The sequence below is a fragment of the Allosphingosinicella sp. genome (genome assembly GCF_036403745.1).
Lineage (GTDB): Bacteria > Pseudomonadota > Alphaproteobacteria > Sphingomonadales > Sphingomonadaceae > Allosphingosinicella.
The window spans coordinates 1-15339 of the sequence record NZ_DASWQI010000084.1 but is presented as its reverse complement, the minus strand read 5'-3'; the positions used below and the strand labels follow the sequence as shown (position 1 = coordinate 15339).

Genomic DNA, 15339 nt, shown 5'->3' with positions numbered 1-15339 from the left:
ATCGACAATGGTGGTGTTGTCCTTGTCGATCGACACGCGCTTGGCCGAGCCGAGCATCGCGGTGGTGACGCTCTCGAGCTTGATGCCGAGGTCCTCGGAGATCATCTCGCCCTTGGTCAGGATCGCGATGTCCTCGAGCATCGCCTTGCGACGATCGCCGAAGCCCGGCGCTTTCACGGCCGCGACCTTGAGGCCACCGCGCAGCTTGTTCACGACCAGAGTCGCGAGCGCTTCGCCCTCGATGTCCTCGGCGATGATCAGCAGCGGACGACCCGACTGAACGACCGCTTCCAGGATCGGAAGCATCGCCTGAAGGTTCGACAGCTTCTTCTCGTGGATGAGGATGTAAGGATCGGTGAGCTCGACCTGCATCTTCTCCGGGTTGGTGATGAAGTAAGGTGACAGATAGCCGCGGTCGAACTGCATGCCTTCGACGACGTCGAGCTCGAACTCGAGACCCTTGGCCTCCTCGACCGTGATGACGCCTTCCTTGCCGACCTTCTCCATCGCCTCGGCGATCTTCTCGCCGACGACGGTGTCGCCATTGGCGGAGATGATGCCCACCTGGGCGATCTCGTTGGAGCCGGCGACCGGCTTCGAACGCGCCTTGAGGTCCTCGACGACCTTGGTGACGGCGATGTCGATGCCGCGCTTCAGGTCCATCGGGTTCATGCCGGCCGCGACCGACTTCATGCCCTCGCGGACGATCGACTGGGCCAGCACGGTGGCGGTGGTGGTGCCGTCGCCGGCGAGGTCGTTGGTCTTCGACGCAACCTCGCGCAGCATCTGCGCGCCCATATTCTCGAACTTGTCCTTGAGCTCGATCTCCTTCGCGACGGTGACGCCGTCCTTGGTGATGCGGGGGCTGCCGAAGCTCTTGTCCAGGACGACGTTGCGGCCCTTGGGACCGAGGGTGACCTTCACCGCGTCGGCGAGGATGTCGACGCCGCGCATGATGCGCTCACGGGCGTCACGCGAAAAGCGTACGTCTTTCGCTGCCATTGTTTCGATTCCTTGTTCAGAAAGTCACAGTAAAGTCTCACCTCCACGCCTTCGCGCGGAGGCCCGAAAGTCAGCCGACGATCCCGAGGATGTCGCTTTCCTTCATGATCAGCAGGTCCTCGCCGTTGACGCGGACCTCGGTGCCGGACCATTTGCCGAACAGAACCCGGTCGCCGGCCTTGACCTCGAGCGGGTGGACTTCGCCAGCCTCGTTGCGAGCCCCGGTGCCGGCGGCGACGACCTCGCCCTCCTGCGGCTTTTCCTTGGCGGTGTCGGGGATGATGATGCCGCCGGCCGTCTTTTCCTCGGCCTCGATGCGGCGGACGAGCACCCTGTCGTGAAGCGGTCGAAAGTTCATGCGCGTCACCTCTTCGTGGTTTAATGCGGCGCACGTGCCCCCCGAAGGTGCGCGGCGGCCGCGGGATTGAACTTTGTTAGCACTCGCATGGCGTGAGTGCCAGACAGGCTCCATCTAAGGGGCGTTCATCGGCGGTCAAGGGCGGACCTCCGAAATTTTCGCCTTCCCCCTGGCGCCGCGCGGCTCCATCTAGGGATAAGAGCGCGGGTGGTTCGCCCGCAGGCGTGGGACGTGAGGCAGGCATGAAATTCGCAGGGAAAGTGTGGCGGCTGCTGGTCGGGATCAAGGACGGGCTCGTCCTCCTCCTCATGCTCATTTTCTTCGGCTTCCTGTGGGCGATGATGAGCGCGCGGCCGACCGTCGGCTCCGGCGACAAGGGCGCGCTCTACCTCGATCTCTCCGGCCCGATCGTCGAGCAGCCGTCGCAGGCCAAGGCGTCGGACGTGGTGCGCGGCTCCGGCGGCGTCCGCGCGACGCGCCTCAGGGATCTCGTCAAGGCGCTCCAGACGGCGGCGACCGACGACCGGGTCCAGGCGGTGGCGCTCGACCTCGACATCTTCACCGGCGGCGGCCAGACCACGCTCTCGGACGCCGGCGCGGCGATCGACGCGGTCAAGAAAGCGGGCAAGCCGGTGCTCGCTTATGCCAGCGCCTATGACGACGATTCCTACCTGCTCGCCTCGCACGCCAGCGAGGTGTGGCTGAGCCCGATGGGCGGGGTGCTGATCACCGGCCCCGGCCACACCAACCTCTATTACAAGGGCCTGCTCGACAAGCTCGGCGTCACTGCCAACGTCTATCGCGTCGGCACCTACAAGGCGGCGGTCGAGCCGTTCATCCGCAACGACATGTCCCCCGACGCCCGCCTCAACGCGCAGGCGCTGGCCGGGGCGCTGTGGGAGACGTGGCAGCAGGATGTCGCCAGGGCGCGGCCCAAGGCGCAGGTCGCCACCTACGTCGCCGACACGGCGGCGCGGATCCAGGCCTCGGGCGGCGACATGGCTAAAGCGGCGCTCGCGTCGGGGCTCGTCGACCATGTCGCGGACCGCGAGGCGTTCGGACGGCGGATCGCGCAGATCACCGGCGTGCGCGACAAGGCGGTGCCGGGGAGCTTCCGGCGCATCCCGATGCGGGCCTGGGTCGAGACCAATCCGGCGAGCGACGACGGCGGCAATATCGGCATCGTCACCGTCGCGGGGAACATCGTCGACGGCGACGCCGGTCCCGGCACCGCGGGCGCCGAGACGATCGTCCGCGCCATCGAAAAAGGCATGCGGAGCGGCAATCTGAAGGCGCTCGTGCTGCGCGTCGATTCGCCCGGCGGGTCGGCGCTTGCCTCCGAGCGGATTCGCCAGGGGGTGCTCGCCGCCAAGGCGCAGGGGCTGCCTGTGGTGGTGTCGATGGGCAGCGTCGCCGCGTCGGGCGGCTATTGGGTGGCGACGGCGGGCGACCGCATCTTCGCCGAGCCTTCGACGATCACCGGATCGATCGGCGTGTTCGGCATCCTGCCGAGCTTCCAGGGCAGCCTTGCCAAGCTCGGCATCGGCGCCGACGGGGTGAAGACGACGCCGCTGTCGGGCGAGCCGGACCTGATGAAGGGCCCCTCCCCCCAGGCGGGCCAGATGATCCAGCTCGGCGTCGAGGGCACCTACCGGCGCTTCCTCACCCTCGTCTCGAACGCCCGGCATCTGCCGGTCGACCGGGTGAACCAGATCGCGCAGGGCCGGGTGTGGGACGGCGGGACCGCGCGCCAGCTCGGCCTCGTCGATCAGTTCGGTACTCTCGACGACGCCATCGCCGATGCAGCGCGGCGCGCCCATATCGACCCCAAGGACGCCAAGCCGGCCTGGCTGGAGAAGCAGCCGAGCTTCACCGACAGCTTGATCGCCAGCCTGGCGCGCAACGACGACGACGAGCGGGACCAGGCGACCGACGCGTTCAGCCGCATCGCGATGAAGCCGCGGCTGCAGCTGATGGCGGCGATGGGCGATGTCGAACGGCTGGTCTCCGGCCCGGCGATCCAGGCCCGCTGCCTCGAATGCGCGCCGCCGCAGGGCGCTCCGGCCGCGCCCGCGGCGAACGGCTTCTTCGCCTGGCTGACCGGGCTGTTCCTGCGATGAAGCTGCGCGCCGCCACGCCCGACGACGCGGCGGCGGTGGCGGCGATCTATGCGGGCTACGTAGCGGCGAGCGCGGTGACGTTCGAGCTCGACCCGCCCTCGGCGGAGGAGATGCGGGGGCGGATGGAGGCGGTTACGGGGCGCTATCCGTGGATTGTGGGGGAGGCGGAGGACGGCAGCCTTGCCGGCTACGCTTATGCCTGCCCTTTCCGCGCCCGCGCCGCCTATCGCTTCGCCGTCGAGACCACGGTCTACCTTCGAGCCGAGGCCACGGGCCGCGGTCTCGGCACCGCCCTCTACCGTCCGCTGCTCAAGACGCTGGTCGCGCAGGGCTATACGCAGGCGATCGCGGCGATCGCGCTGCCGAACGATGCGAGCGTGGGGCTGCACGAGCGGCTCGGCTTCGACCATGCGGGGACCTATGCGCGGGTCGGCTACAAGCTGGGCCGCTGGCTCGACGTGGGGCTGTGGCAGCGCGGCCTTGCCACCGAGCAGGACCCGCCGCCCGAGCCGCTGCCGCTCGAGGCGGTGGGCGGGCCTTACCTGGTGTAAGCGGGGAGCGACCAGCCGCGGCCGATCGCAGCCGCCCGCAGCGCGAAGCCGGCGAGCGCCGCGGCGATCCCCGCCACCGGCGCGTCGAGGCCGAGGGACAGCAAGCCGACCATCAGCGCCGAGGACAGCGCCGCGGCGGTAACGTACAGTTCGGGCCGCATGAGGATCGAAGGCTCGCCGGCAAGCACATCGCGGACGATGCCGCCGAGACAGGCCGTGAGAACGCCCATTGCCGCGGCCGGCCAGGGCGCGACGCCGAAGGAAAGGCCCTTGGCGGCGCCGTAGGTGGCGTAGGCGGCGAGGCCGGCGGCATCGAGCCACAGCAAGGCCCGGCCGCGCCACAGCCGCCGCGGCAGCGCCCAGACGAGCAGGGCCGCGGCGAGGCAGATCAGCAACGTCGCATTCTCGTGGATCCAGAAGACCGGAGCGCCGATCAGCAGGTCGCGCGCCGTGCCGCCGCCGATGCCGGTGACGACGGCGAAGAAGGCGAAGGTGACGAGGGTCTGGCGCTTCTCGGCGGCGACGAGCGCACCGGACAGGGCGAACACGGCGACGCCGGCCCAGTCGAGATAACGCAATAGGGGATCGAGCAGCGGGAGCGGCGTCACCGCCCCGGCGCTACGGCAAGCCGCTCCTTTACCGCAAGCTGCGATGCCTCGGAGCTGGTCCGGAGCGACGGGTTGTCGCCGACCGACGCCCAGCGGACGGCATGGATGGCGAAGCCGGGGACCAGATTCCCTTGCGAGCCGACCGCCGGCTCAAAGCGCGCGTGGCGGCGAAGCGCCGTGCACGCAGCCTTGTCGAGCTCGGCCGAGCCGCTGCCGGAGACGATGGTGCAGCCCGACACCCTTCCGTCGGTGCCGACATCGACGCGGGCGACCGACGTGCCTGCCTCGTTCGCCCTCAGAGCAGAGACTGGAAAATCCTCATAGCGGATCCAGCGCTGGGGGGAGATTGGGCGGGGCGGTGCCTTGACGCCGCGGAACGCCGCGGGATCGACGCCCCATTTGCGCAGCATGTCGTCCTCGCAGCTGCGCGCCGCGGCAACCGCCTCGGCGGCGCCGGGGACCGGCAGGCGAAGGATTTCGAGCCCCTTTTTCTGCACCGAGATGGCGTTGGTGCGGCCGAGCCGGGCGAAGAAATCCCGCCCGGGCGCATCCGCGGCAAGCGCGTAGCGGCCGGTCCGCTCGAGCGGGAGGAGCTGCAGCCGGTCGATCGGCGCGCCGCCGTCGCCGACGAGCACCAGCCGCATGGCCGAGGGATCGCCGAGCGCCGCGGCCGTCCAGCGCGGGTCGATCACCCACACTTCCGGCTCCGGGTCGCCGGGCACGGCGCGGACCGCAAGCGCCGGCGCGGCGTCCGACGATTCGCGCAAGAGCATGCAGCGCGCCTCGCCCCAGTCGACCCGCCAATGCGGTTGCGAGTCGACGGCAGGGGCCGAAGCGGCGGCCGCGAACGCGGCGAGGAGCGAGGCGATCATGCCGCCTTCATAACAAAAACCGCGCGAGTCGCCCAGCCGGAACCGACGCCTCTAACTGCCGAAGCGCGCCGCACAGGCGGCGAGCACCGCGACGGGGGAGCCGGCGCGAACGATCTTCGCCATCGCCTCGCCCTCGGCGCGGCGCTGCGCCCCCGGAGCGGTGCCGGCGCGGGCGCGGAGCGCGGGCCCCATCTTGTCGCTGAGCCTGGCCCGGAGGCGGCGATATTCGCCGAGCTGCGCTCCATAAGTCGACTTGGCCGGCTCCAGTGCCGTCGCGGTGAACTGGGCGAGACCACTGCAGCCGAGTTGCGCGTCGAGCCGGTCCGCAGGAAGCGCAGCGTCGCTCTTCTCGGCTTCGGGAAAGGCGGCGCGGCAGGCGGGCACCAGATCCTGCCACTTACCCCCGGTGACCTCCGGCTCGAGCGACCGCATGCGCTGGACCACCGCGCCCGCGGTTTCGGACGAGAAGCCCTTGTCGGGGGAGGCGGCGAGCAGTGCGTAGTGGAGGATGTGCCCCTCGGCCGCGATCGGCAGCGGCGCCTTGATGTCGGCGGTGGCGCCGCGCGCGGTGGCGGTCGCGACGACGCCGCATGTCGCGGCCCGCGCCACCGGCTCGTCGGGCAGGGCCAACGCCTTCGGCCCGCCGCAGCCCGCCGCGAGGAGAGCGGCGAGTGGGAGGGCGATAGGGAGGCGGTGCGGCCGCGCCATCTCAGCCGAAGATCTGCCAGCGCACGACGAAGATGACGAGGCTCGCCACCTTCCGGCCGTCGGCGGCGACGGCCGGCTCGTAGCGCCCGCGGCGCAGCGCCCCCGAACAGGTCGCCTTGTCGAGATCGGGCGAGCCGCTGGGGACGACCACGGCGCAGCTGGTGACCTTGCCCTCGGCAGTAACGTTCAACCTCGTGACCGAAGCGCCGGACACGCCCTCGCGCACCGCCGAGTCCGGATAATCGGACGGCGCGAGCCACTGCACCACATTGATCGGCTTCGGCCGTTCCCTGAGGCTCCGGTAGACCACCGGATCCATGCCCCAGGCGCGGAGCATGTTGTCTTCGCAGGCGCGCACCGCGGCGACGGCCTTTGCAGCCCCGGGCGTCGCGATGCTCAGGATTTCGCCATCCTTGCGCTGCAGGCCGACGGCGTTGGCGCGGGAGAAGCGGTCGAGGAAATCCTCGCCGCCATCTTCCGCGGCGAGCGCATAGCGGCCGGTCTTGCCGACCGGCAGGAACAGGAACCGGCCGACCGGCTCGCCGGCATCGGGCCGGAGCAGGAGCCGGATCGCGCCGGTGTTTCCGAACGAGCGCGCCTTCCAGCGGGGATCGATGATCCAGATTTCCGGACGCCGCTCACCCGGGACGTAGCGGATCGCAAGATAAGGATCGCTGGCGCCGCCCTCGCGAATCAGCATGCAGCGCGGCTCGCCCCAATCGACGCGCCAATGGGGTGTGGAGGGCATGGGCGCAGGAGCGGCGAGGGCGGCGAGGAGGGCAGCGAGGATCGGCATTGCCACCGGTATGGATCGGCCGGGCCCTCTCCGCAATCAGCGCTGACGTGCGTGTGCGCCGAGGCTTTCGGAGGCTGGGGCAAGTCGCGGCAGATGAACAAAAATTTAGGTTGGGGCCGTAGAAACACTGTTGCCAAGCCGAAATCACCTATTCATCATACCTGACCCGGTGCTGGTTCCACAGCATCGGGGATGAACAGGATCATCCCGCGTCTCGCAGTCGCAAGCGCGACGGCAGTTGTGGCCGAGACGAGCGCAAGTCCCGCATAGAGGATTCGCGATTCGGATTGGCGATGGCCGCACGAAAAGGTTAACGCCGTCGTAATCTTGAGACGGCGCTTCGATGACCTTTGAGCGTGGGTTTGTAGTTTTTACGCATTAGAAAGTCAGGTGAGGCGCTGCACGAATCTGCGACGGCTCGTGACCAGTCGAGGGGTAGACCAGCGTCTCCTGCCTTTTCTATGGAGACTGAAAAAATACCATCGAAAAGCGAAATGACGGTTCCCCTGCCGTCGCACTAGTCGTCCTCTTCCCGGCACGGCTCGTCGTCATTAGCACCTAAAATGGCGTTAATTTTCCGGAAGGCCTAAGTGGCTGCTTGCATTTAGGAAAATGCCTGTCAGCATCCTCGTCGCGGTCGTCCTGGCCGCGAACGGGAGAGTAACAAAATGCATGTTAGGAAATGGGGGCTAGCAGCCCTCGCGCTGGTTTGCGGCGCGACGATGGGCACCGTGGCAAGTGCGCAAGATCAGCTCGAGCGGAGCGGCAACGTCTACCACAAGGTGGCCTGCGCCCGCGGCAATCCGAACGGCACGGCACGCTGCCATGCGCATGTCGTCACCGACGCGCGCGGCAACGAACTGAACGGCCAGGTGACGCCGAACGTCGTTCCCTCCGGCTACGGCCCGACCGACCTCCGCTCGGCCTACAACATCACCAGCAACGGCACGACGACGATCGCGATCGTCGACGCCTACGGCTATCCGAACGCGGAAGCCGACCTCGCCGTCTATCGCTCGCAATACGGCCTCCCAGCCTGCACGACCGCGAACGGCTGCTTCAAGAAGGTGAACCAGAGCGGCGTCCAGGGCAGCTATCCTGCCACCGACACCGGCTGGAGCCAGGAGCAGGCGCTCGATATCGACATGGCGAGCGCCATGTGCCCGGGCTGCAAGATCGTCCTCGTCCAGGCGACCAGCGCGACGCTGGCCAACCTCGCCGCCGCGGTTCGCACCGCCGCTGCGATGCCGGGCGTGACCGTGATCTCGAACAGCTACGGCGGCAGCGAGAGCGGCTCGGCCACCTATGAGTCCGCCTACAACCAGCCGGGCAAGGCGGTCACCGTCTCGACCGGCGACTCGGGCTACGGCACGCAGTTCCCCGCCTCCTCGCCGCACGTCATTGCGGTCGGCGGCACCCATCTCGTCCGCGCCTCGAACGCCCGCGGCTGGAGCGAGACGGCCTGGACCTCGGGCGGCTCGGGCTGCAGCACCGTCTATGCGAAGCCCAGCTTCCAGACCGACGCTCTGTGCACGATGCGCGTCGAAGCCGATGTCTCGGCGGTGGGCGATCCCAACACCGGCGTCGCGGTCTACGGCCCGACCAGCCGCCGGGCTTCCGGCTGGCTCGTCTTCGGCGGGACCAGCGTCTCGGCCCCGCTGATCGGCGGCATCTACGGCGTCACCGGCCACACCCCGACCGGCGCGGCATCGATCTACGCCAACAAGGCGTCGCTCAATGACGTGACGAGCGGCTCGAACGGCACCTGCGGCGGCACCTACTTCTGCACCGCGGGCGTCGGCTATGACGGCCCGACCGGCAACGGCACCCCGAACGGCACCGCGCCGTTCTAAGGCCTGCCTAAGGAGGAGCGGGCCCCGGGCTTGCCCAGGCCCGCTCCTTTCCTTAAGCCTCTCAACATCTTGCCAAACCAGCTGGACCGCCCGTGAACCGATTGCCGGAGCGCTCGCTCTTCGGGGGCCTGCTCCTTCTCCTCCTTTTTCTGTTTGCCTGGGCCGCACCGGCCGGGGCGCAGACGCCGACTCCCTCGTCGCTGACCAAGGTCACCGTGCTGAGCGATTCGCCGACCGAGACCCGGCTCCAGCTCGCCTTCGATCCCCGCGCCCACGGCTTCGCCCCGGTCGGCAACGACGTGAACCGCCCTGCCCTCGGCCTTGCGCTGACGTTGCGCGGGCCGAGCGCAATCACCCCGCCGGGGCTTAAGGGCCTCGTCCATCAGATCACGTTCGACCAGGTCGAGACGGTCCTGATCCTTCGCTTCACCGTCAGCGCCCCCGCGAGCGTCACCGCAACGGCGAGCGGCGACCGCACCATCGACGTCACCGTCTCGACCAGCGCGCCCGCCGTGACGGTGAAGGGCGACGGGCCCGGAGTCGTCGCCAGCGACGTGCCGACGCCGCTCGGCTACACCGCCGGCGACACGTTCGAACTGGTCCAGCTCAAATATGCCGACGTCAGCGAGATCGTCGGCCTGCTGAGCACCGCCGCCAGCGTCAAGTCGAACGACCTGTTCGTACCGCGCGAGCCCGCCTTCGGGTCGAACAGCCTCACCGGCAGCAGCTACAATCCCGGCCCGACCGCGAGGGCGCCTGGCTCGGACGACATGCCGCTCGGACAGTCGATCGATGCCGGCATGGCGATCGACCGCCGCCTCAACGCCGTCTGGCTGCGCGGATCGCCCGATTACATCGCCCGCATGAAGCGGATGATCGACACGATCGACGTGCCCTTGGACAGCGTGGTGCTCGAGACCCAGTTCGTCGAGCTGACCGAGAGCGGGGCGCGGGCGGTCGGCATCGATTTCGCCAATTCCAACGGCCAGATCGCGGTCATCACCGGCCAGACCGGCCAGTTCATCCCGCCGGGCATCCGCGAGGGCGGGCGGCTGTTCAGCGCCAGCGTGCAGGCGGCGATCTACGCCCAGATCCAGAAGGGCAACGGGCGCATCGTCTCCAAGCCGCGTATCGCCGCGCAGAGTGGATCGACGGCCAAGATCATCACCGGCGACGCGCTGCCGATCCTCACCGCCATCACCCTCTCGGGTGTCAACGGGGTGAGCCAGCAGGTCCAATATGTGAATGTCGGCGTGACGCTTCAGATCGCGCCGCGGGTCAGCGCCGACGGCTTCGTCTCCAGCCACGTCTTCTGCGTCGTCTCGAGCGTCACCGGCTTCAGCCAGGGCTACCCGACGATCAGCCAGCGACAGGCCGAGACCTCGGCGACGGTGCGCGACGGCGACGCGTTCATCATCGGCGGGCTGAGCCAGGAGAACGTGATCAGCACCAAGACCAAGGTGCCTTTGCTCGGCGACATCCCGCTGCTCGGCCAGGCGTTCCGCACCGACCGCAAGACCAGCTCGAAGACCGAGCTCTACATCGTCGTCACGCCGCACATCGTCCACCGCGTCGATCCGCGCGCGCCGGGCTCCAACGTGACTTTGGTGCCGACGACGACCACCACCGTCACCTTCGGCGGAGCCGCGCCGGCGCCGGTCCAGCCGCAATAAGCCGCGCGCACCTCCCCAGCGGGGGGGGCGTGCACTACATCGGCTGCAGCCATGTTCCACACCATCCCCTTGACCCCCGTCCTGCTCGCCTGCGGCGCCTTCCTGCTGATCGCGATGCTGACCCGCATTCCGTATGTGGGCGGGGCGATCCGCATCCTCTTCTCGCTGGCGCTCGTCGCCGTCGCGGCGATCGTCATCGTGGAGCGGGCGCCGCTCAGCCCCTGGCTCGGCAGCCTGACGGAGCGGCTGCACCTCGATGATCAGGAAGTGGTCGGCAAGGAGGTGCGCATCCGCATGGCGCAGAACGGGCATTTCTTCGCGAACGTCTCGGTGAACGGCGTGCCGCGGAGGATGCTGATCGACAGCGGCGCGACGGTGACCGCGCTCTCCACCGCCACGGCGGCCGAAGCCGGGTTGAAGAGCGACATCGACCCGGTGCCGGTGATCATCCAGACCGCCAACGGCGCGGTGCCGGCCAAGACGGCGTCGGTGCCGGAGCTGCGCATCGGCACGGTCGTCGCGCGCAACCTCAAGGTGGTGGTGTCGCCGGCCTTCGGGGACATGGACGTGCTGGGGATGAACTTCCTCTCCAAGCTCGCCTCGTGGCGCGTGGAGGGCAAGACTTTGATCCTCGTCCCGCACCATCCCCAGACGTCCGCGAAGAACACGGCGTGACGGGGGCAACGCTGGCCGAGGCCTGCCGCGACGTCCTCCTCGCCGCCGAGCCGCTGGACAAGGTCAAGGCCGCACGCGCCGCCGCCCGCGCCTGGCGGCGGGGCGAGCTCGCGCACCGTTTCGATGTGATTATGCCCGCTGCGCCCGCACGGCCGGCGCGGCCGGAGCTGCTGGCGCCCTCGGCGATGCCGAAGCGCGGGCGTGGCGGGTCGGAGCGGGGGCGGATCGCGATGCTGCACGCGCTGGCGCACATCGAGTTCGCGGCCATCGACCTCGCCTTCGATATGGCCGGGCGGTTCGGCGGCGGCTTTCCGAGGGCGTTCGCCGACGACTGGATCAGCGTCGGCGCCGATGAGGCGATGCACTTCGCGCTGCTCGACCGGCGATTGAAGGCGCTCGGCTCGTTCTACGGGGCGATGCCGGCCCATGCGGGCTTATGGGAGGCGGCAGAGGCGACGGCGCACGATCCGCTCGCCCGTCTCGCCGTGGTGCCGATGGTGTTGGAGGCGCGCGGATTGGACGTCACGCCGCCGACGATCGCCCGGTTCGAGGCCGCCGGCGACGCGCCGTCCGCGACGATCCTGGGGCGCATTTATCGCGATGAAATCCGCCACGTCTCGGTCGGCACGAAATGGTTCGGATGGGCCTGTGAATCGCGCAGAATCGGGCCTGTTTCGGAGTGGCAACGACTGGTGGCGCTGCATTTCCGGGGCAGCCTGAAGCCTCCGTTCAACGCTTCGGCGCGCGATGAAGCCGGTCTGTCCCGCGATTACTACGCCGGGCTTGCCGCGGAAGGATATGTTTAACAGTCTCCCAGCCATCCAGTCGCGGAGGGGGCAACTCCTGACGGATTTGAGGGTCTAAACCGCTCTCGCCACGAAGTTTTTAGGCGCGTCCGCGCGGACCCTGTCCGTGTTCCGGACGAGCCAGATGAGGATAGCTAGTGCCGATCTCGACGACCAACGCAGGCCTTACGGGAACGTTCCGCAAGCTGTTCAAGTCCCGCGATATTTTCCTTCATGACGGCAAGTCGCTGCGCCGCTTCCGGGTGACCCCGGGCCTCCAGCTCTTCGTCGTCCTCACCGCCATCACTCTTCTCTTCTGGTCGATCTTCGCGACCGCCCAGCTCGCCGTCGCCGGCACCCCGGCCAATCCCGCCGACGTCGTGCGCATGCAGCGCGAAGTCCAGGCGATGCAGGCGGACGTCAAGGCGATCAAGGCGGTGGCGCAGCAGCGCTACAGCGTCACCGAGGCCGAAATCCGCCGCCTGGGCCTGCAGCCGGAGCGCGTCGCCGCGACCGGCGTCGGCGGCCCGTACGAGCCGGTCGAGACCGCCCACGCCGCCGATCCGAACTTCAAGGCTTTGTTCATGAGCTGGAAGAAGCTCGAGCAGCTCGAGCAGGGCACGATCGCCATTCCGTCGACCGAGCCGGTCCACAACACCAACTTCACCTCGGGCTTCGGCGTCCGCTCCGACCCCTTCAAGGGCCGCGCCGCGATGCACCCGGGGATCGACCTCGCCGGTCCGATGGGCACGCCGATCTACGCCACCGCCGACGGCCTCGTCGGCCGCGCCGAGTGGAACAGCGGCGGCTATGGCAACCTCGTCGAGCTCGATCACGGCCACGGCATCCAGACCCGCTACGGCCACCTCTCGCGCTACATCGTCTCCGCCGGCCAGCATGTGAAGCGCGGCCAGCTCATCGCCTATATGGGCTCGACCGGCCGCTCGACCGGCAGCCACCTCCATTACGAAGTTCGCCTCGACGGCAAGGCGGTCAACCCGATCCCCTTCCTGCAGTCCGGCGAATATCTCCAGTCGGTGCAGCGCCGCGCCGCCGCCGCCACCCGCGTCGCCGTCGGCGGCCCCGAGAGCGCCGACTGATCCTTTTTACGGAGAGGCTAAAAGGCCGGGGGCCGCTTCCGAAAGGGAGCGGCCCTTATACTTTGGGCTGCGGTTGACTTGGGGGCTCCGCTTATCCTCGGGTCGGGCGGAAACCCTTTCGCGCCTTCCTTGGTTGTCGTCTCGAAACGAAGGAGGATCCCAATGCCGGTGTCGAACACCTCGATCGTGGAGCGGATCGCCCGCGTCATCGCCGGGCGGGTCGCCAGCATTAACGCGGAAGGCGACGAGAAGTCGGCCGGCGACCGGGTCGATGCGACCTGGCGCGACTATGCCGAGGACGCGCGCTCGATCCTGCGGACGCTGCGCGAGCCCGATCCGGCGATGGCCGAGGCCGGCGACGCCGACATGTGGGAGCGGATGGTGCTCGCCGCGCTGGAGGCGGAGAACGCCTGAGGCGCCGCGACCGACGCAGCCTGAAACGACGAAAGGCCGCCCGGTTGCCCGGACGGCCTTTTGCATTGTCAGCCGAAAGCGGCCGTAATCTTCAGGCGCGAGCCCCCGTGGAGGCTGCGCTCAGACGATCCGCCGCGTTCGGCATGGGACAATGAGACATCAGACCACCTCCTTTCAGTTGTTGAACAGTGAGGGGGAGATGGGGGCGGCGGGCAATTATTCAAGAACCGCAGCGACTTACCTTACAAGCTTCCACCTGTGTCACCCGCGCGGCTCGGGCTGAGCTCGTCGATGGCCTCGGCCGTATCGACTTTCAGTCCTCCCTGTGAGGCGCAGCCTCATGGGGAGGGGGACCGCGGAACGCGGTGGAGGGGCCTTGCTGAGTCAGGACGGCCCCTCCACCGGACTTCGTCCGGTCCCCCTCCCCATCGGCTCCGCCGACAGGGAGGACGAGGACGAACGGGGGAGTTGCCGGTGCGCAGATCTTTCGTCGGAACGACCCTCACCCGTCGTGGGCGGCGATCCAGTCTTCGACGACCGGGGCGATGCGCTCGCGCCATTTGGAGCCGTTGAAGATGCCGTAATGGCCGACGCCCTTGGCGAGATGGTATTTGCGGTGCCTGGTCGGCAGCTTCGTCGCGATGTCGAGCGCCGCCTTGGTCTGGCCGATCCCCGAAATGTCGTCGCGCTCACCCTCAATGGCCAGGAGGCCGACGTCGGTGATCGCGGCCGGATCGACTCGGCGGCCGCGGTGCATCATCTCGCCCTTGGGGAGGAGGTGGCGCTGGAACACGGTGTCGACCGTCTGCAGGTAGAATTCGGCCGTCATGTCGCAGACCGAGCGATATTCCTCGTAGAAGCGCTTGGTCGCGTCCGCGCCTTCCCCGTCGCCGTCGACGAGATGCTTGAACATCTCCCAGTGGCTGGTGAGGTGGTCGCCCAAATTCATCGCCATGAAGCCGGCAAGCTGCAGGAAGCCCGGATAGACCGCCCGTCCGGCGCCCGGATAGGTGTAGGGGACGGTGGCGATGACGTTGTTCTCGAACCAGGCGAAGGGCCGCTGCGTCGCCAGCGTGTTGACGGCCGTCGGCGCCTTCCTTGTGTCGATCGGGCCGCCCATCATGGTGAGGGTGCGGGGGCGGGCCGGGTGCTTGTCGGCGCTCATCACCGCGGCGGCGGCGTAGCAGGGCACGGAGGGCTGGCAGACGGCCAGCATGTGCGCGCCCGGCCCAATGTGCTCCAAGAAGGAAATCAGATAATCGATATAGGTGTCGAGATCGAAGCGGCCGGCATCGGTCGGCACCAGCTTCGCGTCGCGCCAGTCGGTGATGTAGACGTCGTGGCGGGGCAGCATCCGCTCGACCGTGCCGCGCAGCAGCGTCGCATAATGGCCGGACATCGGCGCGACGATGAGCAGGCGGGGCCCGCCCTCGACGCCTTCACGGCGGAAGCGCTTGAGCTGGCCGAACGGCTTCCTCAGCACGATCTCCTCGGTGACCGCGACCTTGCGGCCATCGACGATCGTCTGGCCCAGCCCGAATTCGGGCTTCCCGCGGGGCGCCGCCGCATGGGCGAAGACATCGAGCGCGGACGCGACGATGGGCCCCATGTGGCTGTACGCGAATGGGTTTGCGGGGTTCTGGAACCAACCGGCGCCGATATTGGCGAGTGTGCTGGCTCCGGCGAGCAGCGAACGCTGCATTTCATAGGCGTCGTAGAGCATCTGCTCTCCACATGGGGCCCGCACCGGGGGCGGTCAACCGATAAACCCGGCATGGCGGCGAAGGCTCCCGCCCGGCCGACCATTGAGCCGAGGGCCCGCCA

The 15339-nt window shown here is 68.5% G+C and carries 15 protein-coding genes; 8 read left to right on the top strand and 7 right to left on the bottom strand.

The features are described from left to right. Nucleotides 1-1002 (bottom strand): chaperonin GroEL (groEL, locus tag VGC56_RS16050; RefSeq protein WP_464126493.1); only part of this gene is annotated, 1002 nt, incomplete at its 3' end. Between the two features lie 70 nt (nucleotides 1003-1072). Continuing rightward, nucleotides 1073-1360 carry a co-chaperone GroES gene (groES, locus tag VGC56_RS16045; protein WP_464126491.1) on the bottom strand — a complete coding sequence of 96 codons (288 nt, stop codon included), beginning with the start codon at nucleotides 1358-1360 and terminating at the stop codon, nucleotides 1073-1075. Nucleotides 1361-1602: 242 nt separating this feature from the next. On the opposite strand from groES, the gene sppA reads away from it, so the two are divergent. Beyond that, nucleotides 1603-3480, top strand: a complete 1878-nt coding sequence (sppA, locus tag VGC56_RS16040; protein WP_464126489.1) for a signal peptide peptidase SppA — start codon at nucleotides 1603-1605, stop codon at nucleotides 3478-3480. Further along, the gene (locus VGC56_RS16035; protein ID WP_464126487.1) at nucleotides 3477-4031 is read left to right on the top strand and encodes an arsinothricin resistance N-acetyltransferase ArsN1 family B; all 555 of its coding nucleotides are present in this window, start codon (nucleotides 3477-3479) and stop codon (nucleotides 4029-4031) included. The genes sppA and VGC56_RS16035 overlap by 4 nt, the downstream gene beginning before the upstream one ends. Here the strand turns inward: VGC56_RS16035 and VGC56_RS16030 are convergent. The 4 genes from VGC56_RS16030 to VGC56_RS16015 are packed head-to-tail and all read right to left on the bottom strand — an operon-like array spanning nucleotide 4019 to nucleotide 7015. Further along, nucleotides 4019-4639 (bottom strand): trimeric intracellular cation channel family protein, encoded by a 621-nt coding sequence (locus VGC56_RS16030; protein WP_464126485.1) that lies wholly within the window; start codon nucleotides 4637-4639, stop codon nucleotides 4019-4021. The genes VGC56_RS16035 and VGC56_RS16030 overlap by 13 nt on opposite strands. After that, the gene (locus VGC56_RS16025) at nucleotides 4636-5511 is read right to left on the bottom strand and encodes an energy transducer TonB (RefSeq protein WP_464126483.1); all 876 of its coding nucleotides are present in this window, start codon (nucleotides 5509-5511) and stop codon (nucleotides 4636-4638) included. Before VGC56_RS16025 ends, VGC56_RS16030 begins: the two co-directional genes overlap by 4 nt. A gap of 51 nt (nucleotides 5512-5562) precedes the next feature. Then, nucleotides 5563-6219: a hypothetical protein gene (locus tag VGC56_RS16020; RefSeq protein ID WP_464126481.1), complete on the bottom strand. Its 657-nt coding sequence runs from the start codon at nucleotides 6217-6219 to the stop codon at nucleotides 5563-5565. 1 nt (nucleotide 6220) lies between these two features. Beyond that, nucleotides 6221-7015, bottom strand: a complete 795-nt coding sequence (locus tag VGC56_RS16015; protein ID WP_464126479.1) for an energy transducer TonB — start codon at nucleotides 7013-7015, stop codon at nucleotides 6221-6223. Nucleotides 7016-7746: 731 nt separating this feature from the next. Between VGC56_RS16015 and VGC56_RS16010 the strand changes: the two genes are divergently transcribed. The 6 genes from VGC56_RS16010 (at nucleotide 7747) to VGC56_RS15985 (ending at nucleotide 13515) form a co-directional block, all read left to right on the top strand. Further along, on the top strand, nucleotides 7747-8868 hold the full coding sequence (locus VGC56_RS16010) for a S53 family peptidase (RefSeq protein WP_464126477.1): 1122 nt from the start codon (nucleotides 7747-7749) through the stop codon (nucleotides 8866-8868). A 92-nt stretch (nucleotides 8869-8960) separates the two neighbouring features. Next, nucleotides 8961-10541 (top strand): secretin N-terminal domain-containing protein, encoded by a 1581-nt coding sequence (locus tag VGC56_RS16005; RefSeq protein WP_464126475.1) that lies wholly within the window; start codon nucleotides 8961-8963, stop codon nucleotides 10539-10541. A 51-nt stretch (nucleotides 10542-10592) separates the two neighbouring features. Further along, entirely contained in the window at nucleotides 10593-11216 is a 624-nt protein-coding gene (locus VGC56_RS16000) for a retropepsin-like aspartic protease family protein (protein ID WP_464126474.1), read from the top strand. Continuing rightward, entirely contained in the window at nucleotides 11213-12022 is an 810-nt protein-coding gene (locus tag VGC56_RS15995; RefSeq protein WP_464126472.1) for a ferritin-like domain-containing protein, read from the top strand. Before VGC56_RS16000 ends, VGC56_RS15995 begins: the two co-directional genes overlap by 4 nt. Nucleotides 12023-12159: 137 nt before the next feature. Further along, nucleotides 12160-13101 (top strand): M23 family metallopeptidase, encoded by a 942-nt coding sequence (locus VGC56_RS15990; RefSeq protein ID WP_464126470.1) that lies wholly within the window; start codon nucleotides 12160-12162, stop codon nucleotides 13099-13101. Nucleotides 13102-13263: 162 nt separating this feature from the next. Continuing rightward, nucleotides 13264-13515, top strand: coding sequence for a hypothetical protein (locus VGC56_RS15985; RefSeq protein WP_464126468.1), 252 nt, complete (start codon nucleotides 13264-13266; stop codon nucleotides 13513-13515). Between the two features lie 502 nt (nucleotides 13516-14017). Here the strand turns inward: VGC56_RS15985 and VGC56_RS15980 are convergent. Then, complete coding sequence (locus VGC56_RS15980) at nucleotides 14018-15238, bottom strand: polyhydroxyalkanoate depolymerase (RefSeq protein ID WP_464126467.1); 1221 nt, start codon at nucleotides 15236-15238, stop codon at nucleotides 14018-14020. Between the last annotated feature and the right edge of the window lie 101 nt (nucleotides 15239-15339).

Excerpts from the sequence above, each read along its gene's own strand:
- VGC56_RS16020 (WP_464126481.1), bottom strand. The coding sequence starts at position 6,219 with ATGGCGCGGCCGCACCGCCTCCCTATCGCCCTCCCACTCGCCGCTCTC.
- VGC56_RS16025 (WP_464126483.1), bottom strand. The coding sequence starts at position 5,511 with ATGATCGCCTCGCTCCTCGCCGCGTTCGCGGCCGCCGCTTCGGCCCCT.
- VGC56_RS16035 (WP_464126487.1), top strand. The coding sequence starts at position 3,477 with ATGAAGCTGCGCGCCGCCACGCCCGACGACGCGGCGGCGGTGGCGGCG.
- VGC56_RS16015 (WP_464126479.1), bottom strand. The coding sequence starts at position 7,015 with ATGCCGATCCTCGCTGCCCTCCTCGCCGCCCTCGCCGCTCCTGCGCCC.
- VGC56_RS15985 (WP_464126468.1), top strand. The coding sequence starts at position 13,264 with ATGCCGGTGTCGAACACCTCGATCGTGGAGCGGATCGCCCGCGTCATC.
- VGC56_RS16000 (WP_464126474.1), top strand. The coding sequence starts at position 10,593 with ATGTTCCACACCATCCCCTTGACCCCCGTCCTGCTCGCCTGCGGCGCC.
- sppA (WP_464126489.1), top strand. The coding sequence starts at position 1,603 with ATGAAATTCGCAGGGAAAGTGTGGCGGCTGCTGGTCGGGATCAAGGAC.
- groES (WP_464126491.1), bottom strand. The coding sequence starts at position 1,360 with ATGAACTTTCGACCGCTTCACGACAGGGTGCTCGTCCGCCGCATCGAG.
- VGC56_RS15980 (WP_464126467.1), bottom strand. The coding sequence starts at position 15,238 with ATGCTCTACGACGCCTATGAAATGCAGCGTTCGCTGCTCGCCGGAGCC.